Annotated in this window: 24 protein-coding genes; 18 read left to right on the top strand and 6 right to left on the bottom strand. The window is 63.5% G+C overall.

Annotated elements, in window-relative coordinates; translation table 11 throughout:
* Nucleotides 1–3 precede the first annotated feature (3 nt).
* The 4 genes from CCD76_RS00895 to pilM are packed head-to-tail and all read right to left on the bottom strand — an operon-like array spanning nucleotide 4 to nucleotide 2850.
* Nucleotides 4–564, bottom strand: a complete 561-nt coding sequence (locus CCD76_RS00895; RefSeq protein ID WP_087717678.1) for a pilus assembly protein PilP — start codon at nucleotides 562–564, stop codon at nucleotides 4–6.
* Entirely contained in the window at nucleotides 561–1235 is a 675-nt protein-coding gene (locus CCD76_RS00890; RefSeq protein WP_087717677.1) for a type 4a pilus biogenesis protein PilO, read from the bottom strand. The genes CCD76_RS00895 and CCD76_RS00890 overlap by 4 nt, the downstream gene beginning before the upstream one ends.
* On the bottom strand, nucleotides 1232–1801 hold the full coding sequence (locus CCD76_RS00885) for a PilN domain-containing protein (RefSeq protein ID WP_087717676.1): 570 nt from the start codon (nucleotides 1799–1801) through the stop codon (nucleotides 1232–1234). The genes CCD76_RS00890 and CCD76_RS00885 overlap by 4 nt, the downstream gene beginning before the upstream one ends.
* A complete protein-coding gene (pilM, locus tag CCD76_RS00880) occupies nucleotides 1798–2850 on the bottom strand; it encodes a type IV pilus assembly protein PilM (RefSeq protein ID WP_087717828.1) in 1053 nt (350 codons plus the stop codon). The genes CCD76_RS00885 and pilM overlap by 4 nt, the downstream gene beginning before the upstream one ends.
* A 232-nt stretch (nucleotides 2851–3082) precedes the next feature.
* Between pilM and CCD76_RS00875 the strand changes: the two genes are divergently transcribed.
* Entirely contained in the window at nucleotides 3083–5605 is a 2523-nt protein-coding gene (locus CCD76_RS00875) for a penicillin-binding protein 1A (RefSeq protein ID WP_087717675.1), read from the top strand.
* Nucleotides 5606–5695: 90 nt separating this feature from the next.
* Complete coding sequence (locus CCD76_RS00870; RefSeq protein ID WP_087717674.1) at nucleotides 5696–6442, top strand: DUF481 domain-containing protein; 747 nt, start codon at nucleotides 5696–5698, stop codon at nucleotides 6440–6442.
* A gap of 148 nt (nucleotides 6443–6590) precedes the next feature.
* Here CCD76_RS00870 and CCD76_RS00865 read toward each other — a convergent pair whose 3' ends face one another.
* Complete coding sequence (locus tag CCD76_RS00865; protein WP_087717673.1) at nucleotides 6591–7859, bottom strand: malic enzyme-like NAD(P)-binding protein; 1269 nt, start codon at nucleotides 7857–7859, stop codon at nucleotides 6591–6593.
* Between the two features lie 350 nt (nucleotides 7860–8209).
* Nucleotides 8210–8425: a 50S ribosomal protein L31 gene (rpmE, locus tag CCD76_RS00860; RefSeq protein ID WP_087717672.1), complete on the bottom strand. Its 216-nt coding sequence runs from the start codon at nucleotides 8423–8425 to the stop codon at nucleotides 8210–8212.
* 204 nt (nucleotides 8426–8629) lie between these two features.
* On the opposite strand from rpmE, the gene CCD76_RS00855 reads away from it, so the two are divergent.
* The 16 genes from CCD76_RS00855 to ppk1 all read left to right on the top strand — a co-directional run bounded on the left by CCD76_RS00855 (nucleotide 8630) and on the right by ppk1 (nucleotide 25663).
* A complete protein-coding gene (locus CCD76_RS00855; protein ID WP_256961001.1) occupies nucleotides 8630–10879 on the top strand; it encodes a primosomal protein N' in 2250 nt (749 codons plus the stop codon).
* Nucleotides 10880–10906: 27 nt separating this feature from the next.
* Nucleotides 10907–11617, top strand: coding sequence for a hypothetical protein (locus tag CCD76_RS19970; RefSeq protein WP_179208803.1), 711 nt, complete (start codon nucleotides 10907–10909; stop codon nucleotides 11615–11617).
* 138 nt (nucleotides 11618–11755) lie between these two features.
* Nucleotides 11756–13441, top strand: a complete 1686-nt coding sequence (gene argS, locus CCD76_RS00840; protein WP_087717670.1) for an arginine--tRNA ligase — start codon at nucleotides 11756–11758, stop codon at nucleotides 13439–13441.
* Between the two features lie 3 nt (nucleotides 13442–13444).
* Complete coding sequence (locus CCD76_RS00835) at nucleotides 13445–14143, top strand: SPOR domain-containing protein (RefSeq protein WP_087717669.1); 699 nt, start codon at nucleotides 13445–13447, stop codon at nucleotides 14141–14143.
* A gap of 300 nt (nucleotides 14144–14443) precedes the next feature.
* Nucleotides 14444–14962 (top strand): ATP-dependent protease subunit HslV, encoded by a 519-nt coding sequence (gene hslV / locus CCD76_RS00830; protein ID WP_087717668.1) that lies wholly within the window; start codon nucleotides 14444–14446, stop codon nucleotides 14960–14962.
* A gap of 15 nt (nucleotides 14963–14977) precedes the next feature.
* The gene (gene hslU, locus CCD76_RS00825) at nucleotides 14978–16354 is read left to right on the top strand and encodes an ATP-dependent protease ATPase subunit HslU (RefSeq protein ID WP_306298774.1); all 1377 of its coding nucleotides are present in this window, start codon (nucleotides 14978–14980) and stop codon (nucleotides 16352–16354) included.
* A gap of 201 nt (nucleotides 16355–16555) precedes the next feature.
* A complete protein-coding gene (locus CCD76_RS00815; RefSeq protein ID WP_087717667.1) occupies nucleotides 16556–16939 on the top strand; it encodes a gamma-butyrobetaine hydroxylase-like domain-containing protein in 384 nt (127 codons plus the stop codon).
* Between the two features lie 244 nt (nucleotides 16940–17183).
* Entirely contained in the window at nucleotides 17184–17930 is a 747-nt protein-coding gene (gene ubiE, locus CCD76_RS00810; protein ID WP_087717826.1) for a bifunctional demethylmenaquinone methyltransferase/2-methoxy-6-polyprenyl-1,4-benzoquinol methylase UbiE, read from the top strand.
* A gap of 11 nt (nucleotides 17931–17941) precedes the next feature.
* Nucleotides 17942–18565 (top strand): ubiquinone biosynthesis accessory factor UbiJ, encoded by a 624-nt coding sequence (locus tag CCD76_RS00805; protein WP_087717666.1) that lies wholly within the window; start codon nucleotides 17942–17944, stop codon nucleotides 18563–18565.
* Entirely contained in the window at nucleotides 18562–20184 is a 1623-nt protein-coding gene (gene ubiB / locus CCD76_RS00800; RefSeq protein ID WP_087717665.1) for a ubiquinone biosynthesis regulatory protein kinase UbiB, read from the top strand. Before CCD76_RS00805 ends, ubiB begins: the two co-directional genes overlap by 4 nt.
* A 132-nt stretch (nucleotides 20185–20316) precedes the next feature.
* Complete coding sequence (locus tag CCD76_RS00795; protein ID WP_087717664.1) at nucleotides 20317–20658, top strand: phosphoribosyl-ATP diphosphatase; 342 nt, start codon at nucleotides 20317–20319, stop codon at nucleotides 20656–20658.
* 39 nt (nucleotides 20659–20697) lie between these two features.
* Complete coding sequence (tatA, locus tag CCD76_RS00790) at nucleotides 20698–20979, top strand: Sec-independent protein translocase subunit TatA (protein WP_071231840.1); 282 nt, start codon at nucleotides 20698–20700, stop codon at nucleotides 20977–20979.
* A gap of 5 nt (nucleotides 20980–20984) precedes the next feature.
* Nucleotides 20985–21413 (top strand): Sec-independent protein translocase protein TatB, encoded by a 429-nt coding sequence (gene tatB / locus CCD76_RS00785; RefSeq protein WP_087717663.1) that lies wholly within the window; start codon nucleotides 20985–20987, stop codon nucleotides 21411–21413.
* On the top strand, nucleotides 21410–22183 hold the full coding sequence (tatC, locus tag CCD76_RS00780) for a twin-arginine translocase subunit TatC (RefSeq protein WP_087717662.1): 774 nt from the start codon (nucleotides 21410–21412) through the stop codon (nucleotides 22181–22183). The genes tatB and tatC overlap by 4 nt, the downstream gene beginning before the upstream one ends.
* A gap of 204 nt (nucleotides 22184–22387) precedes the next feature.
* The gene (gene hemB / locus CCD76_RS00775) at nucleotides 22388–23395 is read left to right on the top strand and encodes a porphobilinogen synthase (RefSeq protein WP_087717661.1); all 1008 of its coding nucleotides are present in this window, start codon (nucleotides 22388–22390) and stop codon (nucleotides 23393–23395) included.
* A 39-nt stretch (nucleotides 23396–23434) separates the two neighbouring features.
* A complete protein-coding gene (gene ppk1, locus CCD76_RS00770) occupies nucleotides 23435–25663 on the top strand; it encodes a polyphosphate kinase 1 (protein WP_087717660.1) in 2229 nt (742 codons plus the stop codon).
* Nucleotides 25664–25720 lie beyond the last annotated feature (57 nt).

The following is a 25720-nucleotide window of genomic DNA, read 5'->3' as shown; positions in this document are numbered from 1 at the left end:
CTGCTACTGTTGCCGCCGGCTGGTACCGTCGGAGTCTTGTCCTGCCATTTCCAGGCGCTGGCGACGCTCGATCCATTCTCCCCCGGAACCGCGCACGGTCTCGACGAGCGTCAACCCGCGAGGTTCCACGCTGATGATGCGGCCGTAGTCCCGGCCCAGATAATCCCCCTCGAAGAGCCGGTGGACCCTGCCGTCCGGCGCAGCAATCAGTGCCGAGGGTGTCTTGCCCACGATCATCGTGCCGACCAGGCTCAGGTTGTCCAGCTCGAAGGCCTCGAGCGGCTGGCGCGGCCGGTCGGCATCCGGCAGCGGCGACGCCTCGGCCGGATCGGCGGCTGCCGCCTCCGCTGGCTGCTCGGCCACGAACGGGCTCCGTCGTTGCTGCTGGTCGTAGCTGGCAGTAGCGTACCGGGGCATCTCCGGCAACGAGGCGATCTGCCCCTTCGGGTTGTTCCGCAGGGCATCCAGTCGAGCCTGCAATCCCCCCAGATCGGCGTCCTCGCATCCGCTCAGCACGATGCTTGCGAGCAACAGTCCGGTGAGAATGCCACGATTCGAACTCAAGGCTTTTTACCCCCCTTGGCCGGGTCGATATCCTCGCGATAGCGGTACGTCTTCGCCAGCATGGCCAGCCGAAGGCTGTCACCCACCGGCGTCAGCGTGAAGTCGTGAAGCGTGACGATGCGGGGCATCGCGGCAACGCGCGCCAGAAACGACGCGATCTGGTGGAAATCGCCGCGCACCTGGATATCGAAGGGCTGCTCGACATAGAACTCCTGCTCGACCGCCGGTCGCAACTTGATACTGTCGATATCGAGCTGCTGCTGCCGCGCTGCCTCGCTGATGGCATCCAGCAGCGCGGGCACTTCCGCATCGCTGGGCAACATTTCGAGCACGCTCTGCATGCGCCCCTCGAGCACCTCCATCTGATGCTCCATCGCCGGCAGGTTGACCGCCTGGTAGGAGAGCGTCTCGAAGCGCTGTAACGCCTGCTGCTCCTGCATGACCAGGCTCTCGTGCGTTTCCCGGGGCGAGGAGGCGAGCAGCCACTGCGTGGCCCATATCGATCCCAGCAGCACGCCCAGCGCGATCAGCCATTGCAGGCTGGCCGGCCAGCTTCCCGCTTCTTTCAGGTCGAGTTCACGCCACTGCAGTTCACGCAGTTGGCGCCACTGCTCCCGGAACGTCTCTCGCAAGGCATTCAATCGTGGGCTTTCCAGCGTCGGGCGCTTCATGAGCCAGCTCCCGGCTTGGCTTCATCGACGGGATGCTCATCGACACTCATGTGAAAACGCTTGGCCGCTGCCGGCCCTTCTGCGGACTGCACGTCCGAGAGCAACGGAATGTCGAACGCGGAACTGTTGTCGAGCGCTCGCATCTGGTCGGAAACTTGGCGATTCGAAGTCGCGACGCCGCTCAGCTCGAGCCGGCTACCCCTGCGATTCAGCTCGGTATAGTGGACGCCATCGACCAGCGTGGCCGTCAGCTGATCGAGAACGCGGATGGTCAACGGTCGGCTCGACTGCAGCTCGCCGATCAGATCGATCTGCTTCAACATGCGTTCTCGCAGCTGGCGGAAATTGCGCATCTCCTGAATATCGCGAGTGAGCGCATCGGTCTCCCGCTGGATCAGCGCCAACCGGGCCTGTCCCGCCCGCACCATCGACTTTTCGTACTGGGCGATGCCCCAACCGACCAGCAGGCCGAGCAGCAGCACCAGCAGCAGGCTCTGCCTGAAGCGCCGGGTCTTCCGCAAGCGGCGCTGCTCCCGCCATGGCAGCAGATTGATTTCGATTGTCATGGCAGCGCTCGCATGGCCAGGCCACAGGCCGTGAGCATGGCCGGCGCATCCGCGGCCAACGCCGTGACGTCCAGCCGCGGATGGATCCGCATGTGCGTGAAAGGGTTGGCGAGCGTGGCTTCCAGCCCGCTCTGGGCGCGCAATCGCTCCGCCAAGCCCGGCAATGCGCTCGACCCACCGGCCAGGATCAGACGGCGGATCTGCTGCTGGCCCGCAGAGGTGTAATAAAGCTGCAGCGAGCGTCCGATGTGCTGGATCAGGGTATCGATGAAAGGCAGCAGGACTTGCTGGCGATAATCGTCGGGCAATCCACCACGCTTCTTGGCGCGACCGGCTTCGTCGAAACTCATGCCGTAGCGCTTGCTGATGGCATCGGTGAGCTGCCGCCCGCCGCACAGGTTGTCGCGGCTGTAGACGATCCGCCCCTCCTTGATCACATGGAACGCGCACAGGTTGGCGCCGATATCGACCAGTGCCGTGCTATCTCCCTCTTCATCTTCGGAGGTCTGCAGCGCACGACAGACGCGCTCCAGCGCGAAGCCCTCGACATCGACGGCCACCGTCTCGAGCCCCACGGCGTCCAGCACCGACGTCAGCGTATCGATATCCTGCATTCGGCAGGCCACCAGCATGATTTCCTGCTGGTCGTCGTAACGCGGATGGCGGCCCAGTCGCTGAAAATCGAAGGCGACTTCATTGAGCGGAAACGGGATGTACTTGTCGGATTCCATCTGAATCCGTGCTTCGATGTCCTCGTCACTCAGCGATGCGGGCAACGACAGCGTCCGGGTGATGGCTGCCGAGTTGGGCACCGCGACCACGGCGCGCCGGGACTGCAAGCGGGCGTGATCGACCGCCCGACCCAGCGTATCCACGACTTCGCTCTTGTCGCGAATGCGCCTTTCGACCACGGCCCCCTCACGCAGCGGACGCACCGCATAACTATCGATTCTCAAGCCGCCGGCGCGATGTTCCAGCTCCAGCAGCTTGACGGTGGCGGACGTGATGTCCACTCCCACCAATCCTTTCGAGGATCTTTTCAAGCGCAACACTGTCTCACCTCGCCGGAACTGGAAAAGCCTAATCGGATTTAACGGCGGTGACACAGCCAACTTGAGACGTTCCGTTACACTTATTTCGCTTTACTTGCAGGAAGTGGCGGGGGCGAAACTGGCCCCGGCTCCACCGCATCCATATAATGCCCCGATGCTGAATCATGTCCGACGCCAGGGATAGCGAGCACGCGGCCGGACCGCCACCAGTCAAGGATCACCCCTTTATATGAAGCTTTTTACCCGCCTACTGACGACTGCCTTCTGGCTCCTGCTGTCGCTCTGCGCCGGTGTGGTGCTGGCGGTCATTGGCGCCGGGCTCTACTTCGCCCCTGGCCTGCCCGACGTGCGCCAGCTCCAGAATTACGAGCTTCAGACCCCGCTGCGCATCTATACGGAAGACGACAAGCTGATCGGTGAATACGGCGAGGAACGCCGCATGCCCGTCAGCTACGACGAGATCCCCAAGTCGCTGATCGACGCGCTGCTGGCTGCCGAAGACGCCAACTTCTACAACCACCCCGGGGTCGATCCCAAGGGGCTTTTGCGCGCCGCGGTCGAGCTCGCCTCCTCGGGCGACATCCAGTCCGGCGGCAGCACCATCACCATGCAGGTCGCGCGTAACTACCTGCTGACCCTGGATCAGACTTTCACGCGCAAGATCCGTGAAATTCTGCTGGCGTTGCAGATGGAACAGATCCTGGACAAGCAGGAAATTCTCGAGCTCTATGTCAACAAGATCTATCTGGGCCATCGTTCCTACGGTATCGCCGCCGCAGCAAACACCTATTACGGCAAGCCGCTGGCAGATCTTTCCCTGCCGCAGTACGCCATGATCGCGGGTCTGCCCAAGGCGCCGTCGAGCTTCAACCCGCTGACCAATCCGGAACGCGCTCTGATCCGCCGCAACTGGATTCTCTATCGCATGCGCGAGCTCGGCTCCATCGACCAGGCCAGCTACGATCAGGCCGTCAAGGCACCGATCACGGCCAGCCGCCATACGGCACGCTCGGAAGTCGATGCCCCCTACGTCGCGGAAATGGCGCGCGCCTACGCCGTCGAGCGTTTCGGCGACAAGGCCTATACCGACAACATTCGCATCACCACCACCCTCGATAGCCGTCTGCAGACCGAGGCCCGCGATGCGCTGGTGCAGGGCCTGATCGACTACGATACTCGCCACGGCTGGCGCGGCCCCGAGGAGAAGGACGTACCGCCGAGCCTGGTCGAAGCGCAGGACCGGACCGAACGCCAAGGCCTGGAAGAAGAGCTGTCGGAGTCCCCCGAGGTCATCGAAACCGCCCGCCAGGCGGCCCAGAGCAGCCAGGCCACGATCGAGGGTGTCGATGGCGACGTCAGCAACTGGCTCAAGGTGCTCGAGCGCACGCCGTCGTTCGGCCCGCTCCAGCCGGCCATCGTCACCGCCACCGACGGCAAACAGATGCGCGTGCTCAATGCCGACGGCAAGGTGATCACGCTGGACTGGGATGGCCTGAAGTGGGCGCGCGAGTACAAGAGCGCCAAGTGGCGCGGCGATGTCCCCGCCAACGCCGCGGCAATCGCGAGCCGCGGCGATCTGGTACGCATCCTCAAGGAAGGCGATCACTGGCGCCTGTCGCAGCGCGCCGGCGCCGAAGGGGCCATCGTCGTTCTCGATCCGCAGACCGGTGCCATCGAGGCGCTCCAGGGCGGGTTCAGCTTCGCCGCCAGCAAGTTCAACCGCGCCATTCAGGCCCAGCGCCAGGTCGGCTCCAACTTCAAGCCGTTCGTCTATCTGGCTGCGCTGCAGGAAGGCGGCATGACCGCGGCGACCATCATCAATGACGCGCCGGTGGTCATGTCGCAGTTCAGCGGCGACGATTGGCGCCCGGAAAATGCCGAGCGCCAGTTCCAGGGGCCGACTCGCCTGCGCGTCGGGCTCTATACCTCGCGCAACCTGGTGACCATCCGCGTGCTGCAGTCGCTCGGACTCGACAACGCGCTGAACTTCCTCGAGCGCTTCGGTTTTGCGCGAGACCGCCTGCCGCATGGCCTCTCCCTGGCTCTCGGCAGTGCCTCGCTGACACCGCTGGAGATCGCCAACGCCTACGCCGTGCTCGCCAACGGCGGCTTCCAGGTGTCGCCCTGGTACATTCAGAAGGTCACCCAGGGCAGCCAGAATACCGTGGTCGAACAGGCCAATCCGCTGGTGGCGTGCCGTGACTGCGCACCCGGCGCGACCCAGACCGTCATCGATGGCGAGCCGCGTCGCATCGCCCCCCGCGTGGTGGAACCCGACGCGCTCTACATCCTGCGCAGCATCCTGCGTGATGTCATCGAACACGGCACCGGACGCGGCGCCCTGTCGCTCGATCGCAGCGACATCGTCGGCAAGACCGGCACCACCAACGATCAGCGTGACGCCTGGTTCTCCGGCTTCAACAACTCGCTCGTGACCACGGTCTGGGTCGGCAAGGACGATAACACCACCACGGCGGAATACGGCGCTCAAGCCGCCCTGCCGATCTGGAAGGCGTTCATGGGTCCGGCACTGGAAGGCACGCCCGAGGTGATCCCGGACGCCCCCGACGATATCGTTCAGGTTCGCATCGACCCGGATACCGGCAAGCGCCTGCACGATGACCAGCCCGGCGGCATCAGCGAGATATTCCGCAAGGACAACTTGCCTGAGTATCAGCCGCGCGGTATTCGTCCGGAACTGGAAGACGAGAGCGGCTCGCAGGGCACCGGCACTTACGAAGCGATCTTCTGATACATGAGTCGGGGCTCTGGCCCCGACTTTTTCGTCCCACACTCGCTCTTCACCGCAACAGGACGTCGCAGCGACGCTGAGAGAAATATCATGTCCCTGCCTAGTTGCCGTTGGTGGCTGTTGACCACCTGCCTGATGGCATCACCGTCATATGCAGAGCTTTTCTACGCACCGCCGGCGCCGGAAGAGAACGCCCCCAACTTCAGCGGCAGTGCGGAACTCGGTTATACGAAGTTGACCGGCAACGCCAATACCCAGACGCTGCTCGCCAAGGCTCGCCTGACCTGGCTGACCGGGCGCAACACCCATACGTTCCGCGCCGAAACCCGTAGCGTCCAGGACAACGACAACACCACGTCCGAGCGGTATCTGGTCGGCGCCCGCGAACGCTACGAGCTGGAGAACAACAACTACCTGTTCGGCTTCGCGCGCTGGGAACGCGACCGGTTCAGCGGCTACGACTCGCAGCTCACCACTATCGCCGGCTACGGCCGCCAGCTGCTGGACGGGCCCACCCATACGCTTTCCGCCGAAGTCGGTCCGGGCTATCGTCACGATGCCTACGCGGCCGGTGGCAGCGACGACCTGACCCTGGTCTACTCGGCACTGGACTACACCTACAACTTCAGTGACGACATCTCCTTCGACCAGGAGCTATCCGCGGAAGCGACGCATATCAGCGTCACGACCCGCTCGCTGTCGACGATTACATCGCAATTGAACTCCCATCTCGCGCTACGCATCTCCTACGATGTCAGGAGCAACACGCATCCGCCGCCCGATGCCGAAGCGCGCACCGACACCACGACGTCGGTATCGATTCTCTACGGCTGGTAACGAGCCACGAGCCACGAGCCACGAGCCACGAGCCACGAGCCGCAGGATGATCCTGGTGGAACAGCATAGGAAGACACCTGCCAGACGCCGAAAACCAAGATGCCGCCCGTGTGGGCGGCATCGTCGTCTGGAGATGACAGGCTCGCGATCAGCCGTAGATCTCCTTGACGCTCTTCAGCGGGTAATGCGCGGGATAAGGCTTCCGGGCCACGCCGGATTCCACCGCGGCCTGAGCCACGGCCGCCGGAATTTTATCAAGCAGGCGCGAATCCACCGGCGTCGGGATGATGTAGCCGCGACCGAACTCAAGCGAGTCAATTTCGTAGGCATCCAGCACTTCCTGGGTCACCGGCTCTCGCGCCAGGTCCTTCAGGGCATGAACGGCCGCGATCTTCATCTGCTCGTTGATGGCCGTGGCCCGAACGTCCAGCGCACCACGGAAGATGAACGGGAATCCCAGCACGTTGTTGACCTGGTTGGGGTAATCGGAGCGCCCCGTGCCCATGATCACGTCGCTCCGGGTCGCCCGCGCCACGTCGGGGTGGATCTCCGGGTCCGGATTGGAACAGGCGAAGACCACCGGATTCGCGGCCATCTTCTCGAGCTGCTCGGGCTTGAACAGGCTCGGCCCGGACAGGCCGACGAAGACATCGGCGCCTTCGATCGCGTCATCCAGCGTACGCAGCGGCGTTTCGGTCGCGAACTGCGCCTTGTATTGATTGAGATCGTTGCGGCCACTATGGATGACGCCGTTGCGATCCAGCATGAAGATGTTCTCGGCCTTGGCGCCACACTCGATGAGCAGCTTCATGCAAGCAATGGCGGCTGACCCGGCCCCGAGACAGACGATGCGCGCGTCGGCCAGCGTCTTGCCGGCGATATCCAGCGCGTTGAGCAACCCTGCCGCGGTCACGATCGCGGTACCGTGCTGGTCGTCGTGGAATACCGGAATGCTGCAGCGCTCCTTGAGGGCCGCTTCGATCTCGAAGCATTCCGGCGCCTTGATGTCTTCCAGGTTGATACCGCCCCAGGTATTGGCGATGTTGGCCACGGTATCGATGAAGGACTGGGCCGAGTCGGCCTCGACCTCGATATCCACCGAGTTGATGCCAGCGAAGCGCTTGAACAGAACGCCCTTGCCTTCCATGACCGGCTTGCTCGCCAGCGGTCCCAGGTTGCCCAACCCCAGAATGGCGCTGCCGTCGGAAACGACGGCTACCAGGTTTCCCTTACCGGTATAGAGGTAGGCGTTTTCCGGATCCAGCGCGATTTCCCGGCACGGTTCCGCCACGCCGGGACTGTAGGCCAGCGCAAGATGCTTGGCGGAGTTGGTCGGCTTGGTCAGCTCGACCGACAACTTACCCGGAATCGGCTTCGCGTGGTAATCGAGCGCCGCCTGTCTCTTATCGTCACTCATGAGGATTTTCCAAAGACAATGGTGGGAATTCTCGGCAATGTCTTGCCTGAAGTCATGTCAGATTATAGAAAAACACCACCTTACACAACTTTCGCCCATTCTCTGCCTTTCGCGAATTTTAAGCGCCTGTTTGAACCACTTGGATGCATTTGGCGACACTTATACTTGGAAGCCCAGCCATAAAATATTCCTTATCCATCTCCTCGGGACAGTCGATAAATCTCGATACCCCTTATCTTTTAAAACTTAACCCTTGCCTTTTAAAACTTAAAAAGCCATCGAGCGGGCACAAAAAAGCCCGCCATCAAGGCGGGCTTTTCGACAACCAATCGGTTGTAGTGAGACGCGTTTTAACCGCGACGCACTGCAGCACCGAAGCGCTTGTTGAAACGCTCGACGCGGCCACCGGTGGTCGCCTGCTTCTGCTTGCCGGTGTAGAACGGGTGACACTGCGAGCAGACGTCGACATGGAAATCTTCGCTGGCCGTGGTGCCGATCGAATGGGTCGCGCCACAGGAACAGGTCGCCGTGACTTTCTTGTATTCGGGATGAATAGACTGTTTCATCGTGAAGCCTCGCTTTGCGGTGTACCGCCACCTGATCTCTTGCCAGGCACCGTACACGGATAGGGAATCGCGGTTCACTCCCGCGCGACCGGCCCGCCTAGAATCCCGTAGTCAGCATCGCCAGGCGATAACTGTACCACGGATAAGAGACGCACCCTACGTCGGAAGGCGGCGTATTTTATCAGAACTCTTCATGGAGGCCAATTGGCAGATTCCAGTATCGCCCCCGAGAGCGCGCCACCGCCCCCTCGGATTCTTCGCGTTGCCGTTCCCACGCCGCTGAGGCGTCTCTTCGACTATCGTCCCGCCGGTCAACCGCCCGCTGGCGGGTGGCGGCCGGGACTGCGCGTCAAGATCCCGTTCGGCCGGCGCTACCTGGTCGGGATCGTGATGGAATGCGCCACGCACAGCGAACTGCCCGCCCATCAGCTCAAGCCGATCACCGAGCGCCTCGACGACGAGCCACTGCCGGCGGACTGGCTATGGCTGTGCCAGTTCACCGCCCGCTACTACCAGCATTCGCTGGGCGATACGCTGCATCATGCCCTGCCCGGCCCGCTACGCCAGGGGCGGCCGCTCGAGGCCCGGATTCGCGAACGCTGGAAACTGAACACCTCGGAAGCCCTCGCCCTCGACGCGCTAGGCCGCGCGCCACGCCAGCGCGAGCTGGTAAAGTTCCTGGCCCAGCATCGCCACGGCATGATCACCTCCGCCATCACCGCGCAAGGTTACACCCGCGCCCAACTGCAGGGGCTGCTCGACAAGGCGCTGATCGGCTGCGTTCGGGAGCCGCTGACCGCCGGCGAAGGGTGGTCGGGGGCGCTGCTGGCCGAACCCGCCCTGCCGCTCAATCGCGAGCAGTCGGCAGCATTGGCCGCATTGCACGAAGGGCTGGACCGCTTCCACCCCTGCCTGCTCCATGGCGTTACCGGCAGCGGCAAGACCGAGATCTACCTGCAACTGATCGAAGGCGTGCTCGGACAGGGCCGCCAAGCGCTGGTACTGGTGCCGGAGATCGGCCTGACACCGCAGACGCTATCGCGCTTTCGCAAGCGCTTTCGCGCGCCGGTCGTGGCACTGCACTCGGGGCTGACCGACCTGGAGCGGCTGGATGCCTGGGAGGCCGCCCGCAGCGGACGCGCCCCGATCATCATCGGCACCCGCTCCGCCATCTTCACGCCTCTGGCGCGCCCCGGCGTGATCATCGTCGACGAAGAGCACGACGGCTCGTTCAAGCAGCAGGACGGCCTGCGCTACCACGCTCGCGACCTGGCGATGGCGCGCGCGCAACGCGACGGGGTGCCGATCCTGCTGGGGAGCGCGACGCCATCGCTGGAAACGCTGGCCCAGGCACGCAGCGGCCGCTACCGGCACCTGCGCCTGACCCAGCGTCCTAGCCGTCACGCTCCGGCCAAGCTGGAACTGGTCGACCTGCGCGGTCGCCTGCGTCAGGGCGGCCTGATTCCGCCAGTGATCGACGCCATCCGCCAGGCACTGAAGGCCGAGGGGCAGGTACTGGTATTCATCAACCGGCGCGGGTTCTCGCCTTCGCTGGCCTGCCACCAGTGCGGCTGGATCGCCGAGTGCCGCCACTGCGACTCGCGCATGACCCTGCACCGCCAGCCGCCCAGGCTGGTCTGCCATCACTGCGAACACCAGACGCCGCAGCCGGACGCCTGCCCGAGCTGCGACAGTGCGGACCTGAGGCCGCTCGGCGCCGGCACCGAACGCACGGAGGAGACGCTGACTACGCTGTTTCCGGACGTCCCGGTCTATCGCATCGACCGGGACAGCACGCGGCGCAAGGAAGCGTTCGACCAGCTGCTGACCGAGATCCGCCGCGGCGAACCGAGCCTCCTGGTGGGCACCCAGATGCTGGCCAAGGGCCACCATCTTCCCCACGTGACACTGGTCGTCGTGGTCAATGCCGACGCCGGCCTCTACGCCAGCGACTTCCGCGCGCTCGAGCAGAGCGCCCAGCTACTGGTACAGGTGGCCGGACGCGCCGGGCGGGCGGACCGAGCCGGCCGCGTGCTGGTCCAGACCCTGCATCCCGACGACCCGAACCTGCGCCTGCTGGCGGATAGCGGCTACGACGCGCTGGCCTATCAGATGCTGGAAGAGCGACGCCTGGCCGGGCTGCCGCCCTATCGCTATCTGGCCTTGGCGCGTTTCGAAGCCACCCGCGAGGAAGACGCCCGCGAGACCGCCGAGGCAGCCGGTGACGCCGTGCGAACCTGGCTTGCCGAACGCCGCCTGGCAGTCCACTGTCTCGGCCCCGTGCCGGCGCCCATGGAACGGCGCCAGAACCGGTATCACCTGCAACTGATGCTGTCGGCGGAAAAACGCAGCGCCCTGCACGAAGCCGGCGCCTGGCTGGTCGGCTGGCTTGAGAACGCCGCCTCGCGACGCGTCCGCTGGTCGCTGGATATCGACCCGATGACGTTGAGCTGAAGCCGCGAGCCGCGAGCCGCGTGCCGCGTGCCGCGTGCCGCGTGCCGCGTGCCGCGTGCCGCGAAAACGATCCTCGCCAACTCACGAAGTTCGCAATCCCTTTCTCGAAGCTCGAAGCTCGAAGCTCGAAGCTCGAAGCTCGAAGCTCGAAGCTCGAAGCTCGAAGCTCGAAGCTCGAAGCTCGAAGCTCGAAGCTCGAAGCTCGAAGCTCGAAGCTCGAAGCTCGAAGCTCGAAGCTCGAAGCTCGAAGCTCGAAGCTCGAAGCTCGAAGCTCGAAGCTCGAAGCTCGAAGCTCGAAGCTCGAAGCTCGAAGCTCGAAGCTCGAAGCTCGAAGCTCGAAGCTCGAAGCTCGAAGCTCGAAGCTCGAAGCTCGAAGCTCGAAGCTCGAAGCTCGAAGCTCGAAGCTCGAAGCTCGAAGCTCGAAGCTCGAAGCTCGAAGCTCGAAGCTCGAAGCTCGAAGCTCGAAGCTCGAAGCTCGAAGCTCGAAGCTCGAAGCTCGAAGCTCGAAGCTCGAAGCTCGAAGCTCGAAGCTCGAAGCTCGAAGCTCGAAGCTCGAAGCTCGAAGCTCGAAGCTCGAAGCTCGAAGCTCGAAGCTCGAAGCTCGAAGCTCGAAGCTCGAAGCTCGAAGCTCGAAGCTCGAAGCTCGAAGCTCGAAGCTCGAAGCTCGAAGCTCGAAGCTCGAAGCTCAAAGCTCAAAGCTCAAAGCTCGAAGCTCGAAGCTCGGTGGTTAGGGTTTAAAGCCATGCCGCAATCACCGATAATGGCCGCCCTTTTCCCGCGTCGTGACGGCAGGTTCACGACGCCCAGATCCGCGGCACCCCGCGCCGGGTCGGGCCGAGAGCCCCAAGCCCAGGCCCCACGACTACGAAGTAACCCATGAAAGAGACGATTACAGAACTGCTCGAAGCCGCCATCGCCAAGCTGCAGCAGACAGGCGATCTACCGGCGGACGTGAGTCCGGCGATCAAGGTCGATCCGACCCGCGACAAGGCGCATGGCGACTACGCCAGCAATCTGGCACTGGTGCTCGCCAAGCCGGCCGGCTGCAAACCGCGCGATCTCGCCGACAAGCTGGTCGCGGCCCTCCCCGACAACGACGCGATCCGCAAGACGGAGATCGCCGGGCCGGGCTTCATCAACTTCTTTGCCGCGACCGATGCCATTGCGGGCATCGTCAGCCAGATCCTGGATGCCGGAGACACCTTCGGTCGCAGCATGATCGGCGCCGGCGAAAAGGTGCAGGTCGAGTTCGTTTCCGCCAACCCGACCGGGCCGTTGCATGTCGGCCATGGCCGTGGCGCAGCGATCGGCGACTGCCTGTGCCGGGTGCTGGAAGCGACCGGCTTCGACGTGACCCGCGAGTTCTACTACAACGACGCTGGCGCCCAGATCAACAACCTGATGCGCTCGGTGAAGGCCCGCGCCCTCGGCCTCGGCCCCGACGACGAAGGCTGGCCCGAGGACGGCTATCGCGGCGATTACATCAAGGATGTCGCCCAGGCCTATCTGGCCGGCGAAACCGTGACCGCCGACGACCGCGAAGTCACCGCCAAGGCCGATCCGGAAGACGAAGATGCCATCCGCGCCTTTGCCGTGGCCTACCTGCGTCGCGAGCAGGATCTCGACCTCAAGGCGTTCGGGGTCGAGTTCGACGTCTATTTCCTGGAATCGTCGCTGTACGCTGAAGGCCGGGTCGAGGAGACGGTCGAAGCGCTGGTATCCGGCGGGCACACCTACGAGGCCGACGGCGCGCTCTGGCTTCGCACCACCGACTTTGGCGACGACAAGGATCGGGTGATGCGCAAGAGCGACGGCGACTACACCTACTTCGTGCCCGATGTCGCCTATCACTACAACAAGTGGCAGCGCGGCTTCACTACCGTGATCGACGAACAGGGCGCCGACCACCACTCGACCGTCACCCGTGTGCGCGCCGGCCTGCAGGCGCTGGAAGCCGGCATCCCGCAGGGCTGGCCGGACTACGTGCTGCATCAGATGGTGCTGGTGACCCGTTCCGGCGTCGAGGTCAAGCTCTCCAAGCGTGCCGGCAGCTACGTCACGCTGCGGGACCTGATCGACGAGGTGGGCCGCGATGCCACGCGCTACTTCCTCGCCGCACGACGCGCCGACTCCCAATTGACGTTCGATATCGATCTTGCACGGTCGCAGACCAACGATAATCCGGTCTATTACATTCAGTACGCTCATGCCCGCGTCTGCAGCGTGCTGCGCAAGGCGGAAAGCGACGATCTCGCCTTCGACCACGCCGTCGCGATGGCTAACCTGGAACGTCTCGATGCGTCCCAGGAGAAGGCGCTGATGAATCGTCTGGCACGCTACCCTGATGTCGTCGAGCGCGCCGCCCGCACTCGCGAGCCGCATCAGATCGCGCAGTATCTGACCGAGCTCGCCAGCGACTTCCACACCTGCTACAACGCCCAGAAAGTCATGGTAGACGATGCCGAGCTGCGTAACGCGCGCCTGGCACTGGGTCTGGCGACACGCCAGGTCATCGGCAATGGATTGGCGCTACTCGGCGTCAGCGCCCCGGAGGAGATGTAAGACATGGCACGCCGCCCCGCTCAGAACAGCCGCCCTACCCCCTCTCGTTCTTCGCCCAAAGGCGCAACGACGAAGGCTCGCCCACGCCGATCCGACAGCAGTCAAGGCGGTGGTCTCGGCGGCATTCCGGGGTGGCTGTGGGCGATCGCCGGCCTGATCGCCGGTTTCGCCCTGTCGCAGTATCTGGATCGCTCCTCGCCGGAGCCCGTCGCTGCCGTCGTGCCCCGCCCGACCTCCACTCAGACCACCAGCGGTAGCGACGGCCAGCAGAGCGGGGGCGGCGCCAGCAGCACCCAACAGTCGGCGCCGGCGACCCCGACATTCGAGTTCTACACGCTGCTGCCGGAAACGGAGGTCATCGCGCCCAACAGCGACAGTTCGGCACCGGAACCGACCGCCAAGACGACTCGGGAAGCCGCCGCCGACGATGCTGCGAACCAGACCAAGCAGCCGACGCCCAGCGGTGGCCGCTATGTTCTGCAGGCCGCCTCGTTCCGAGATCTCGGCGATGCCGAGCGCCTGGCCAACCGGCTCAAGGACTTCGGCCTGCTGGCCAAGATCACCGATGTTCGCGCCAACGGCGATCAGCTGTGGCACCGGGTCCAGGTCGGCCCCTACGAGGACAAGCGCGAACTCTCGCGTGCCCAGGATCTGATGGTGACCCAGGGCATCGAGCCGCTACTGCTGCGCCTGCAGAACTGAGGCCCGCAGGCCAGGCGCCTGCGACAAGCTCGCGGGAACGTTACCGAATACGGCCGGCACTCGTTGCCGGCCGTCCAGCGTCCGCGGCTTTCTCCACAGTCCTTCCCTTCCATTTGCCCCGTTGTGCCTCGCCGCTTTCCCGCCGTTACGCCCCAATGGCTTGATTTCCGCAAGCCCTGCCCGCACTTGATGATTCATGCTGCATCGCGTCGTACCCGTCATCTTTGATTCGGACGCGATGACACCGGTTTTTCGGCGCCGTCGGCCAGACTTGACGGCGCGCCATTGGGAGTTAATTGCATGACCACAATCGTATCCGTGCGCCGTGGCGATCAGGTTGCCCTGGCCGGCGATGGCCAGGTGTCGCTGGGCAATACGGTAATGAAAGGCAATGCCAGTAAGGTTCGCCGTCTCCATCGCGGCCAGGTTCTGGCCGGGTTCGCCGGCGGCACCGCCGACGCCTTCACCTTGTTCGAACGCTTCGAGGCTCAACTCGAAAAGTACCAGGGCCATCTGACCAAGGCTGCGGTCGAGCTGGCGAAGGAGTGGCGCACCGATCGCGCGCTGCGCCGCCTGGAAGCGATGCTGGCCGTCGCCGACAAGACCGCCTCGCTGATCATTACCGGCAACGGCGACGTGGTCGAACCCGAACGCGGCATCATCGCCATCGGTTCCGGTGGCCACTTCGCCCAGGCCTCGGCGCGGGCACTGCTCGAGAATACCGATCTTAGCGCGCGCGAGATTACCGAGAAGTCACTCAACATCGCCGCCGACATCTGCGTCTTCACCAATCACCAGATCACGCTCGAAGAGCTGTAACGAGGCCCCATTCCCATGTCTCAGACTCCTTCCCAGGAAACCGCCAGCACGCAGCCGGCGCTGACCCAGTCTTCGATGACGCCGCGTGAGATCGTCCATTCGCTCGACCAGTACATCATCGGCCAGCACGACGCCAAGCGGGCCGTCGCCATCGCGCTGCGCAACCGCTGGCGCCGGATGCGTCTCGACGAGAACATGCGCGGCGAGATCGTGCCCAAGAACATCCTGATGATCGGCCCGACCGGCGTCGGCAAGACCGAGATCGCGCGGCGTCTGGCCAAGCTGGCCGGCGCCCCCTTCCTCAAGGTCGAAGCGACCAAGTTCACCGAAGTCGGCTATGTCGGCCGCGATGTCGAATCGATCATCCGCGACCTGATGGAAATGGCGATCAAGATGGTGCGCGAGCAGGCCAAGACCGAAGTTCGCCACAAGGCGCAGGATGCCGCCGAGGATCGCATTCTCGACGCCCTGCTGCCGCGTCCGCGGGGCAGCGAGTACGATGCTGGTCGCGACGACTCCTCCACCCGTCAGGTTTTCCGCAAGAAGCTGCGTGAAGGCCAGCTCGACGACAAGGAGATCGACATCGAGGTGACGCCGGCCAGCCAGGGGGTCGACATCATGACGCCGCCCGGCATGGAGGAGATGACCAACCAGCTCCAGAGCCTGTTCGCCAACATGGGCAAGCAGAAGTCCGAGACGCGCCGCGTCACGGTCAAGGACGCCTGGAAGCTGCTGCAGGACGAGGAAGCCGCCAAGCTGGTCAACGAGGAAGAGATCAAGCAGCGCGCGCTGGAAGCGGTCGAACAGAACGGGATCGTGTTCCTCGACGAGATCGACAAGGTCGCCAAGCGCGGCGAATCCGGCAGCGGCGGCGATGTCTCCCGCGAGGGCGTCCAGCGTGACCTGCTGCCGCTGATCGAGGGCTCTACCGTCTCCACCAAGCACGGCATGGTGCGTACCGACCACATCCTGTTCATCGCCTCCGGCGCCTTCCACCTCTCCAAGCCGTCGGATCTGATTCCGGAACTGCAGGGCCGCCTGCCGATCCGGGTCGAGCTGACGGCGCTGACGCCGGACGATTTCAAGCGCATCCTGACCGAACCGTCGGCCGCGCTGACCAAGCAGTACCGGGCACTGCTCGGCACCGAAGGGCTGGAAGTCCAGTTCACCGAAGACGGCATTTCCCGCATCGCCGAGATCGCCTGGCAGGTCAACGACGGCACCGAGAACATCGGCGCCCGCCGCCTGCACACGGTGATGGAGCGACTGCTCGAGGAAGCCTCGTTCCAGGGCGGCGACTTCGCCAGCCCGCTGGTCATCGACGCCGACTATGTCAACGAGAAGCTCGGTGAACTGGCGGTGGACGAAGACCTGTCGCGGTATATCCTTTAACGCCGCGAGCCGCGAGCCGCGAGCCGCGAGCCGCGAGCCGCGAGCCGCGAGCCGCGAGCCGCGAGCCGCGAAATGATGACCGCCGCTTGTCACATCGGCAAGCGGCTTCGCTCGAAGCTCGAAGCTCGAAGCTCGAAGCTCGAAGCTCGAAGCTCGAAGCTCGAAGCTCGAAGCTCGAAGCTCGAAGCCAGGAGTCTTCTAATGCCCGCCCCCATCCCCAACCGCGTTCACTACCACAAGGGCGATCGCGAGCTTGAGCTTGGCTACCCCGATGGCGAAAGCTATCGCTTGCCGATCGAGCTGTTGCGCGTCTATTCGCCCTCGGCGGAAGTCCAGGGTCATCATCCCAGCGAAGCCGTGCTGCAGACGGGCAAGCGCCACGTCGGGCTGCTGGATATCTCCCAGGCCGGTCGCTACGCGTTGAAGCTGCATTTCGACGATGGACACAATACCGGGCTTTACACCTGGGAATATCTCTACGACATGGCGACTCATCGGCAAGCCTGGTGGGAGGACTATCTCGCCCGCCTGCAGCGCGCCGGCGCTTCGCGTGAGGCCAGCGTGATCCAGATCCATCAGGTCTGATGCCAGACCCTTGAGCATGACGGCGGCCAACGGGCCGCCGTCTTCTTTTGGCGCGTCATGATGCGCAAAGACAAGTTTGCGACCAGACGCTACAATGCGGACTCGGTCGATTCACATCGATTTACCCCGGCCGCGGGCGTGCCTTTCGCACCCGCTCGAGCCGCCTGGCAGCACACCGCCCAGACAGCGACATCACCGCCCAATGGCGCACGATCGCCGCTCGCGTCATCTCGGAGAAAAGCACATGGACAAGCGCACGACCGACTTCGGCTACGAGAAAGTAGCGATCGACGAGAAAGCCGCCCGCGTGGCGGACGTTTTCCACTCGGTGGCCGCGCGTTACGATGTCATGAACGACCTGATGTCGTTCGGTATCCATCGTCTCTGGAAGCAGTTGACGCTCGAGCGCAGCGGCGTTCGCCAGGGCCACCGCGTTCTCGACATCGCCGGCGGCACCGGCGATCTGACCCGCCAATTCGCGAAACGGGTCGGCCCCAGTGGCCGCGTCATTCTCGCCGACATCAACGAATCCATGCTGCGCGTGGGACGCGACAAGCTGATCGACCACGGTGTCGGCGACAACGTCAAATACGTGCAGGCCAACGCCGAAAGCCTGCCGTTTCCGGACAACAGCTTTCACTGCATCACCATCGCCTTCGGCCTGCGCAACGTCACCGACAAGGACGCAGCGCTGCGTTCAATGGCGCGGGTTCTCAAGCCGGGCGGACGCCTGCTGGTGCTGGAATTCTCCAAGCCGGTCAACGGCCTGCTGTCGAAAGCCTACGACCAGTACTCCTTCCGCCTGCTGCCGCAGATGGGCCGGCTGGTGGCCAACGACGCCGACAGCTATCGCTATCTGGCGGAGTCGATCCGCATGCATCCCGATCAGGAAACGCTCAAGGGCATGATGCAGGCTGCCGGACTGGAGCGCGTCGAATATACCAACATGACCGGCGGCATCGTCGCGCTCCACCGCGGCATCAAGCTCTGAGGGCTGGCGTCATGCTGGATACATTCGCCCTGGTCGCGCTGGAGCGCTCGCTGAACACGCTGCTGCGACGTGACCCCGCATCGCCCGCCAGGCTAGCGGCGTTGGCCGGCCATACCCTGCGCCTGGTCTTCGCCGATGCCCGGCTCGGACTGCGCGTGGCCTTTCATGACGATGGCGTCACGCTGGGGCGCGTGCATGACTGGCACGACACGGACGATCTCGAAATCACTGTCACCCGAGACGTCGTCACCCGTCTGATGGCGGGCGACTCGCCCGAGCGCCTGCTGTTCAGCGGGCAATTGCCGGTTACCGGCCAGACGGGGCTGTTGACTCCAATCCAGACACTGTTCATGGATCTCGACATCGACTGGGAAGGCGCATTGTCCAGCATCCTGGGCAATGGCACCGCGCACGGCGTGGCCAGCGGCATCCGTCATCTCGACCGTCAGGCCCGTTTTCTGGCCAACGAATGGCAACAGGACATGCGTGAATATCTGTTCGAGGAGCGGCGCTGGCTGGCGGGACGTGACCAGTTGGCCGTAGCCCGCGACCACCTGACCGAACTCCAGCAAGCCGTCGATCGCCTCGGGGCCAGAGTGGCTCGGCTCCAACGTCGTCGGGAGTCCCATTCATGAGCTTGCGGCTATTTCGCATCGCCTGGACCGTCTCCCGTTATCGCCTCGACAGCCTGATGCCCCAGGAACGCCTGCCGCCGGTCATTCGCTGGCTGTGGCGCTTCGCTCCCGTTCGCCTGATCCCGATCGGCGACCATTCGCGGGGCAAGCGGCTACGTCTGGCGCTGGAATCGCTGGGACCGATCTTCGTCAAGTTCGGCCAGATGCTGTCGACGCGCCGCGATCTGCTGCCGCCGGATATCGCCGATGAACTCAAACGGCTGCAGGATCAGGTCCCCCCCTTCCCCGGCGAGACCGCCCGCGCCATGGTCGAGGTCGAGCTGGGCCAGACGGTCGAGGAAGCGTTCGCGGCGTTCGAGACCGAGCCGATGGCCTCGGCGTCGATCGCCCAGGTTCACGCCGCCGAGCTGCACAGCGGCGAGCAGGTCGTGGTCAAGATCATTCGCCCCGGTATCGATCGCATCATGCGCGAGGATATCGGCCTGCTGTACACCTTCGCGCGCTTGATGCGCCGGATCCCCGAAGCGCGTCGCCTCCGCCCGGTGGAAGTGGTGCAGGACTACGAAGCGACGCTGTTCGACGAGCTCGATCTCAACAAGGAAGCTGCCAACACCTCGCAGCTCAAGCGCAACTTCCAGAGCTCGCCGCTGCTCTACGTGCCCGCCATTCACTGGTCGCTGACCCATCGTCAGGTCATGGTCCAGGAGCGCATCAACGGCATTCCGGTGGCGGATATCGATGCCTTGCGCGCCCAGGGCACCGATCTCAAGAAGCTGGCCGAGCGTGGTGTGGAGATATTCTTCACCCAGGTCTTCCGCGACAATTTCTTCCATGCCGACATGCATCCCGGCAATATCTTCGTCTCGCGGGACAACCCCACCGAACCCCGTTACATCGCCATCGACTGCGGCATCGTCGGCAGCCTGACCCGGGAAGACCAGGACTACCTGGCGCGGAACCTGCTCGCGTTCTTCCGCCAGGACTATTACGAAGTCGCGGTGCTGCATATCGAATCCGGCTGGGTCGGCGAAGGCACGCGGGCCAACGAGTTCGCTTCGGCGATCCGCGCGGTTTGCGAGCCGATTCTGGAGAAGCCGCTCAAAGACATCTCTTTCGGTCAGGTGCTGCTGGGGCTGTTTCAGACCGCGCGGCGCTTCAACATGGAAGTCCAGCCACAGCTGGTACTCCTGCAGAAAACCCTGCTCAACATCGAAGGCCTGGGTCGCCAGCTCTATCCCGATCTGGACCTGTGGAGCACGGCCAAGCCCTATCTCGAGCGCTGGATGCGCGAGCGCGCCGGGCCCAAGGGCTTCTGGAAGACACTGCAGAAGCACGCGCCGGAACTGGCGCATCAGATTCCGGAGCTGCCGGTGCTCGCGCATCAGGCCCTTTCCGACCGCGAGCAGCAGCGCCGGCTCAACCGCCAGCAGACCGAGGCGCTGACGAGCCTGGAAGCCCGCTTTCAGCGAGCCGCCCCCCGCGCTAGGCGTTTGCGCCTGGGCGCCGTTCTGCTGGCCGTGGCGCTGGCCTGGCAGCCGATGCTGGCGTGGGCGGAACAGCAACCGTGGCCGGTGCTGATCGCGGCCGGCCTGGGCGTAGTGCTGCTGGCGTGGCGCTGAGTGTATGATGATGACCCGAACGTCGAAGTCATCGAGCTCGAATCTCGAATCTCGAATCTCGAATCTCGAATCTCGAATCTCGAATCTCGAATCTCGAAGCCAATCTAGCCTCAGAAGCAGGAATGTCATCTCATGAGTGATACTCTCGAGCAACTGGCGGCGGTACTGGACGCCCGTCGTAGCGCGGACCCGGACAGTTCCTATGTCGCGCAGCTGCATCACCGAGGCCTCAACAAGATCCTGGAAAAGGTCGGCGAGGAAGCGACGGAAACGCTGCTTGCCGCCAAGGATGTCGAGGCGGATAATGCAAAGAGCCGCCAGGATCTGGTCGGCGAAGTGGCCGACCTCTGGTTTCACAGTCTGGTCATGCTGTCGCACCTCGATATCGACCACCGTGAGGTACTGGCGGAACTGGCCCGGCGCTTCGGCGTTTCGGGGCTGGACGAAAAGGCGTCGCGCCAGCGAGACTCATGAGTCATCATCGCGCCAACGCGCATCGGTAAGGAGAAAGTTATGCTGGGCGGGATTAGCATCTGGCAACTGTTGATCGTCCTCGGGATCATCATCCTGATTTTCGGCACCAAGAAACTGCGCAACGTGGGCAGCGACCTGGGCGGCGCCGTCAAGGGCTTCAAGAAGGCCGTCGGTGAAGACGAGGACGAAAAGAAGGGGAGCACGACGCAGCATAGCATCAACCACTCCCAGGACTCGGCGAACCACACCACCCAGGACAGCAACTTCGATAGCCGCGCCGACGAGACGCAGACGTCCAGCGACAAGGCCGAGCGCAAGTAACCGACATGTTCGATATCGGTTTCTTCGAACTTCTGCTGATCGGCATCGTGGGCTTGCTGGTACTGGGACCGGAGCGCCTGCCCAAGGCAGCCCGTACCGCCGGCCTCTGGGTCGGCCGGATCAAGCGCAGCGTCTCGACCATGCAGCGGGAGATCACCTCCCAGCTCGAGGCCGAGGAGCTGCGCCAGAAACTGGCCGAGCAGCAGAAGAAACTGGACGAGGGCATCAATCAGGCACGCCGAGGCGTCGAGAAGCACTTCGAAAGCGACTCGAAAGGCAGCTCGTCTCCTTCGACGCCGACGCCTTCTTCCGGGAACAACCACCAATCGGCCGGGGCAACCTCCGACGCCGACCCGCAGCCGTCGTCGTCCCCTGAGACACCCCCCGCTGCCCCTTCTTCCTTTCCCGCGGACAAGGATTCGGCTTCCCGATGAGCGATGCCTCCTCTCCACCGCCAGATGAACAGCAGCCACAGGCGCCACTGATCGAGCACTTGATAGAGTTGCGCTCCAGGCTGATGAAGGCCGTGATCGTCGTCGTGGTGATCTTCGTCGGGCTCTACGCGTTCTCCAACGACATCTACCGCTTCGTCGCCGACCCGCTAGTGGCCCTGTTGCCGACGGGATCGAAGATGATCGCCACCGAGGTCACCTCGCCGTTCCTGGCGCCTTTCAAACTGACCATGGTGGTGGCGATCTTTGCCGCGATCCCGTTCATTCTCTATCAGGCCTGGGCGTTCATCGCACCGGGGCTCTACAAGCACGAAAAAGCGCTGGCATTCCCGCTGCTCGCCTCCAGCATTCTGCTGTTCTACTGCGGTGCCGCCTTCGCCTACTATATCGTGTTCCCGCTGCTGTTCAGCTTCTTCGTGCATACCGGGCCGCAGGATGTCACGGTGATGACGGACATCAACGCCTATCTCAATTTCGTGCTGAAGATGTTCTTCGCCTTCGGTGTGGCGTTCGAGATTCCCATCGCCACCTTCCTGGTCATCTGGACCGGGATCACCGACGTGAAGAGCCTGAGCAAGAAGCGCCCTTATGTGATTCTGATCTGTTTCATCATCGGCATGCTGCTCACCCCGCCGGACATCATTTCGCAGAGCCTGCTGGCCGTGCCCATGTGGCTTCTGTTCGAGGTCGGCATCATCTTCGGCCGTATCGTCCAGCGTCGTCGCGCAGAAGATCCGACCGGCGCGGACTGATCCGTTCGCGCAGCACTGGTCCGTTCGCGCAGCCTTTTCGTGACAAGCCGCTGCGACAACCGCCCTCATCCTGTCGGCCCTCACGATTGTTATACTGAGGCATAGAACCCACTGTCATCGTTCTGTCATTCGCCGTCGGTAGGGTAGCTACCGGCGCCGCGAACGTGCCGCAAGACATGTTCGCCGTCCACCGTGGAGACATTCATGCGTTACAACCTTCCTCGTCAGTACCCGGCCACCCGCCTGCGTCGTCTACGCAAGAGCGACTTTTCCCGCCGTCTGGCAAGAGAATCGACACTGACGACTGACGACCTGATTCTTCCCGTCTTCGTGCTCGACGGCGAGAAGCGCCGCGAGCCGGTCGCGTCGATGCCGGGCGTCGAGCGTCTGTCCATCGACGAGCTGCTGCGCGAGACCGAAGAGCTGGTCGAACTCGGTATCCCGGCGATCGATCTCTTTCCCTTCACGCCGGCGGAAAAGAAGACCAGCGACGGTGCCGAAGCGTGGAATCCGGACGGAGTGATCCAGCGTGCGATTCGGGCGCTGCGCGAGCGCTTCCCGGATCTCGGCATCATCACCGATGTGGCGCTCGACCCCTACACGACCCATGGTCAGGACGGGGTGCCGGACGAGAACGGCTATCTGATGAATGATCGCACCATCGAGGCGCTGATCAAGCAGGCGCTGTCCCACGCCGAGGCCGGGGCAGACGTCATCTCGCCTTCCGACATGATGGATGGCCGGATCGGCGAGATTCGTGCCACGTTCGAACGCGAGGGGCTGCACGAGACGCAGATCATGGCCTATTCGGCCAAGTACGCCTCGAAGTATTACGGCCCGTTCCGTGATGCCATCGGCTCCAGCGGCAACCTGGGCAAGGCGGACAAGTTCAGCTACCAGATGGATCCGGCCAACACCAACGAAGCGCTGCATGAGACGGCACTGGATATTCAGGAAGGCGCCGACATGGTCATGGTCAAGCCCGGCATGCCGTATCTGGACGTCATCCAGCGCGTGAAGGACTCCTTCGGTGTCCCGACCTTCGCCTACCAGGTCAGCGGCGAATACGCCATGCACATGGCCGCCTTCGAAAAGGGCTGGCTGGATGCCGACAGCGTGATTCTCGAGTCGCTGACCTGCTTCAAGCGCGCGGGTGCCGACGGGATCTTGACCTATTTCGCCAAACGCGCCGCACAATTGCTCAATTCCTGAGGGCCGCGGGCGTGTCTGCCCCGGTACCGGAGACTTTAGATGACAGACTCAGGCACACCAGACACGCCCAATACTATCGATACACCCGCCGCCTCAACCGATACGCCATTATCGGTTAGCGGGGAGGAGATCAATGCGACACCCTTGCGCGTCAACCGTACGCGCAAGGGCATCCATGCCAAGGAGACACCCTCCTCCCAGGCGGATCTCGACGACCCTGCGCTCTATTTCAACCGTGAGCTGTCGCATCTGCAGTTCAATATCCGCGTGCTCGAGCAGTCTCTGGACCCTTCGCATCCGCTACTCGACCGCCTGATGTTCCTGCTGATCTTCTCCTCCAATCTCGATGAGTTCTTCGAGATTCGCGTGGCCGGGCTCAAGCATCAGCTTGCCTCGTTTCGCGAGGAGACCGGTGCCGACGGCATGACGCCCGCTCGCGTCCTGAGCGAGGTGTCACGTATCGCTCACGAACAGGTGGAACGCCAGTACCGCATTCTCAACGATGTGCTGGTGCCGGCACTGGAAGAGCAGAAGATACGCTTCCGGCGCCGCGCCCAGTGGACACCCGAGCAGGCGGCCTGGGTCGCCGACTATTTCGAGGAGGAGATCGCCCCGGTCATCAGTCCGATCGGGCTCGACCCGTCTCACCCGTTTCCGCGACTGGTCAACAAGAGCCTCAACTTCATCGTCGAGCTCGATGGCACAGATGCCTTCGGCCGCGAGGGCGGCATGGCGATCCTGCCCGCACCGCGCTCGCTGCCGCGACTGATCCGGCTGCCGGATGCGCTCTGCGAGGAGGGCTTCACCGACTACGTCTTCCTGTCGTCGATGATCCACGCCCATGCCCACGAGGTCTTTCCCGGCATGGAAGTGGGCGGCTGCTATCAGTTCCGGCTGACGCGCAACGCCGATTTGTCGGTCGATCCCGAAGAAGTCTCGGACCTGGCCTCCGCGCTGCGTGGGGAGCTGCTGGCCAGACGCTACGGCAGCGGCGTCCGTCTGGAGGTGGCCGACAACTGCCCCGACAGCCTCATCGATTTCCTGCTCAAGCAGTTCGAGCTGGGCGAGGAGGATCTCTATCGGGTCAACGGTCCGGTCAACCTGACCCGGATGATGGCGGTACTCGGCGACGTCCAACGCCCCGACCTGCGCTACCGCCCTTTCACGCCCGGCCTGCCTAAGCCGTTACGCGGCGAGGTCAACCTGTTCTCCGCCATTCTTCAGGGCGACATCCTGCTGCATCATCCTTTCCAGTCGTTCACCCCGGTAGAGGACCTGCTGCGGCAGGCGGCACGGGATCCCGACGTGCTGGCCATCAAGCAGACCCTCTATCGCACCGGCGCCGACTCGTCGATCGTCGGCGCACTGGTGGAGGCCGCGCGCGGCGGCAAGGAAGTGACCGTCGTCATCGAGCTGCGGGCGCGCTTCGACGAGGCCGACAATCTCGCCCTGGCCTCTCGGCTGCAGGAAGCCGGCGCCATCGTTATCTACGGCGTGATGGCCTACAAGACCCACGCCAAGATGATGCACATCGTGCGCCGCGAGAAAGGCACGCTCCGTCACTACGCCCATCTCGGCACCGGCAACTATCACGCCAAGACCGCCAAGCTGTACACCGATTACAGCTTGATGACCGCCAACGAGGCGCTGTGCGACGACGTGCACAAGGTGTTCCAGCAGCTCTCCGGCATGGGGAAGCCACGCAAGATCCAGACGCTGCTGCATGCGCCATTCACGCTGCACAAGACGTTGATCGAGATGATCGAACGCGAGGCCAAACTGGCAGAGAGCGGCAAGAAGGCCAGGCTCGTCCTCAAATGCAACGCGATCACCGAACCCAAGCTGATTCGCGCACTCTATCGGGCCTCCCAGGCCGGCGTGACCTGCGAACTGATCATTCGCGGCATGTGCTGCCTCCGCCCCGGCATACCGGGTATCTCCGACAATATCCGGGTACGCTCGATCATCGGTCGCTTCCTCGAGCATACCCGCGTCTACTACTTTCACAACGATGGCAAGCACGAGGTGTGGTGTTCCAGCGCCGACGCCATGGAGCGCAACATGTTCCATCGGATCGAGACCTGCTTTCCGCTGCTGGACAAAAAGGTCGCTCAGCAGGTGCGCAAGGATCTGGACACCTATCTGCTGGACAACTGCCAGAGCTGGGAGCTCGACACCGAGGGTCAGTACCATCTATGCGACTCGGGCGATGCCGAGCCGATCAGTGCTCAGGAGACGCTGCTTTACGCCTACGCTAGCCAGACGTGAGCGCGGTCATCTCATGGTTCGATAGCGGTGACCGGATGAATTGATGACTCGATAAAA

Source organism: Salinicola salarius, assembly GCF_002179555.1.
GTDB classification, from domain to species: Bacteria; Pseudomonadota; Gammaproteobacteria; order Pseudomonadales; family Halomonadaceae; genus Salinicola; species Salinicola salarius_A.
Note: the sequence above shows the minus strand (reverse complement) of the source record. Positions and strands in the feature narration are given on the sequence as shown.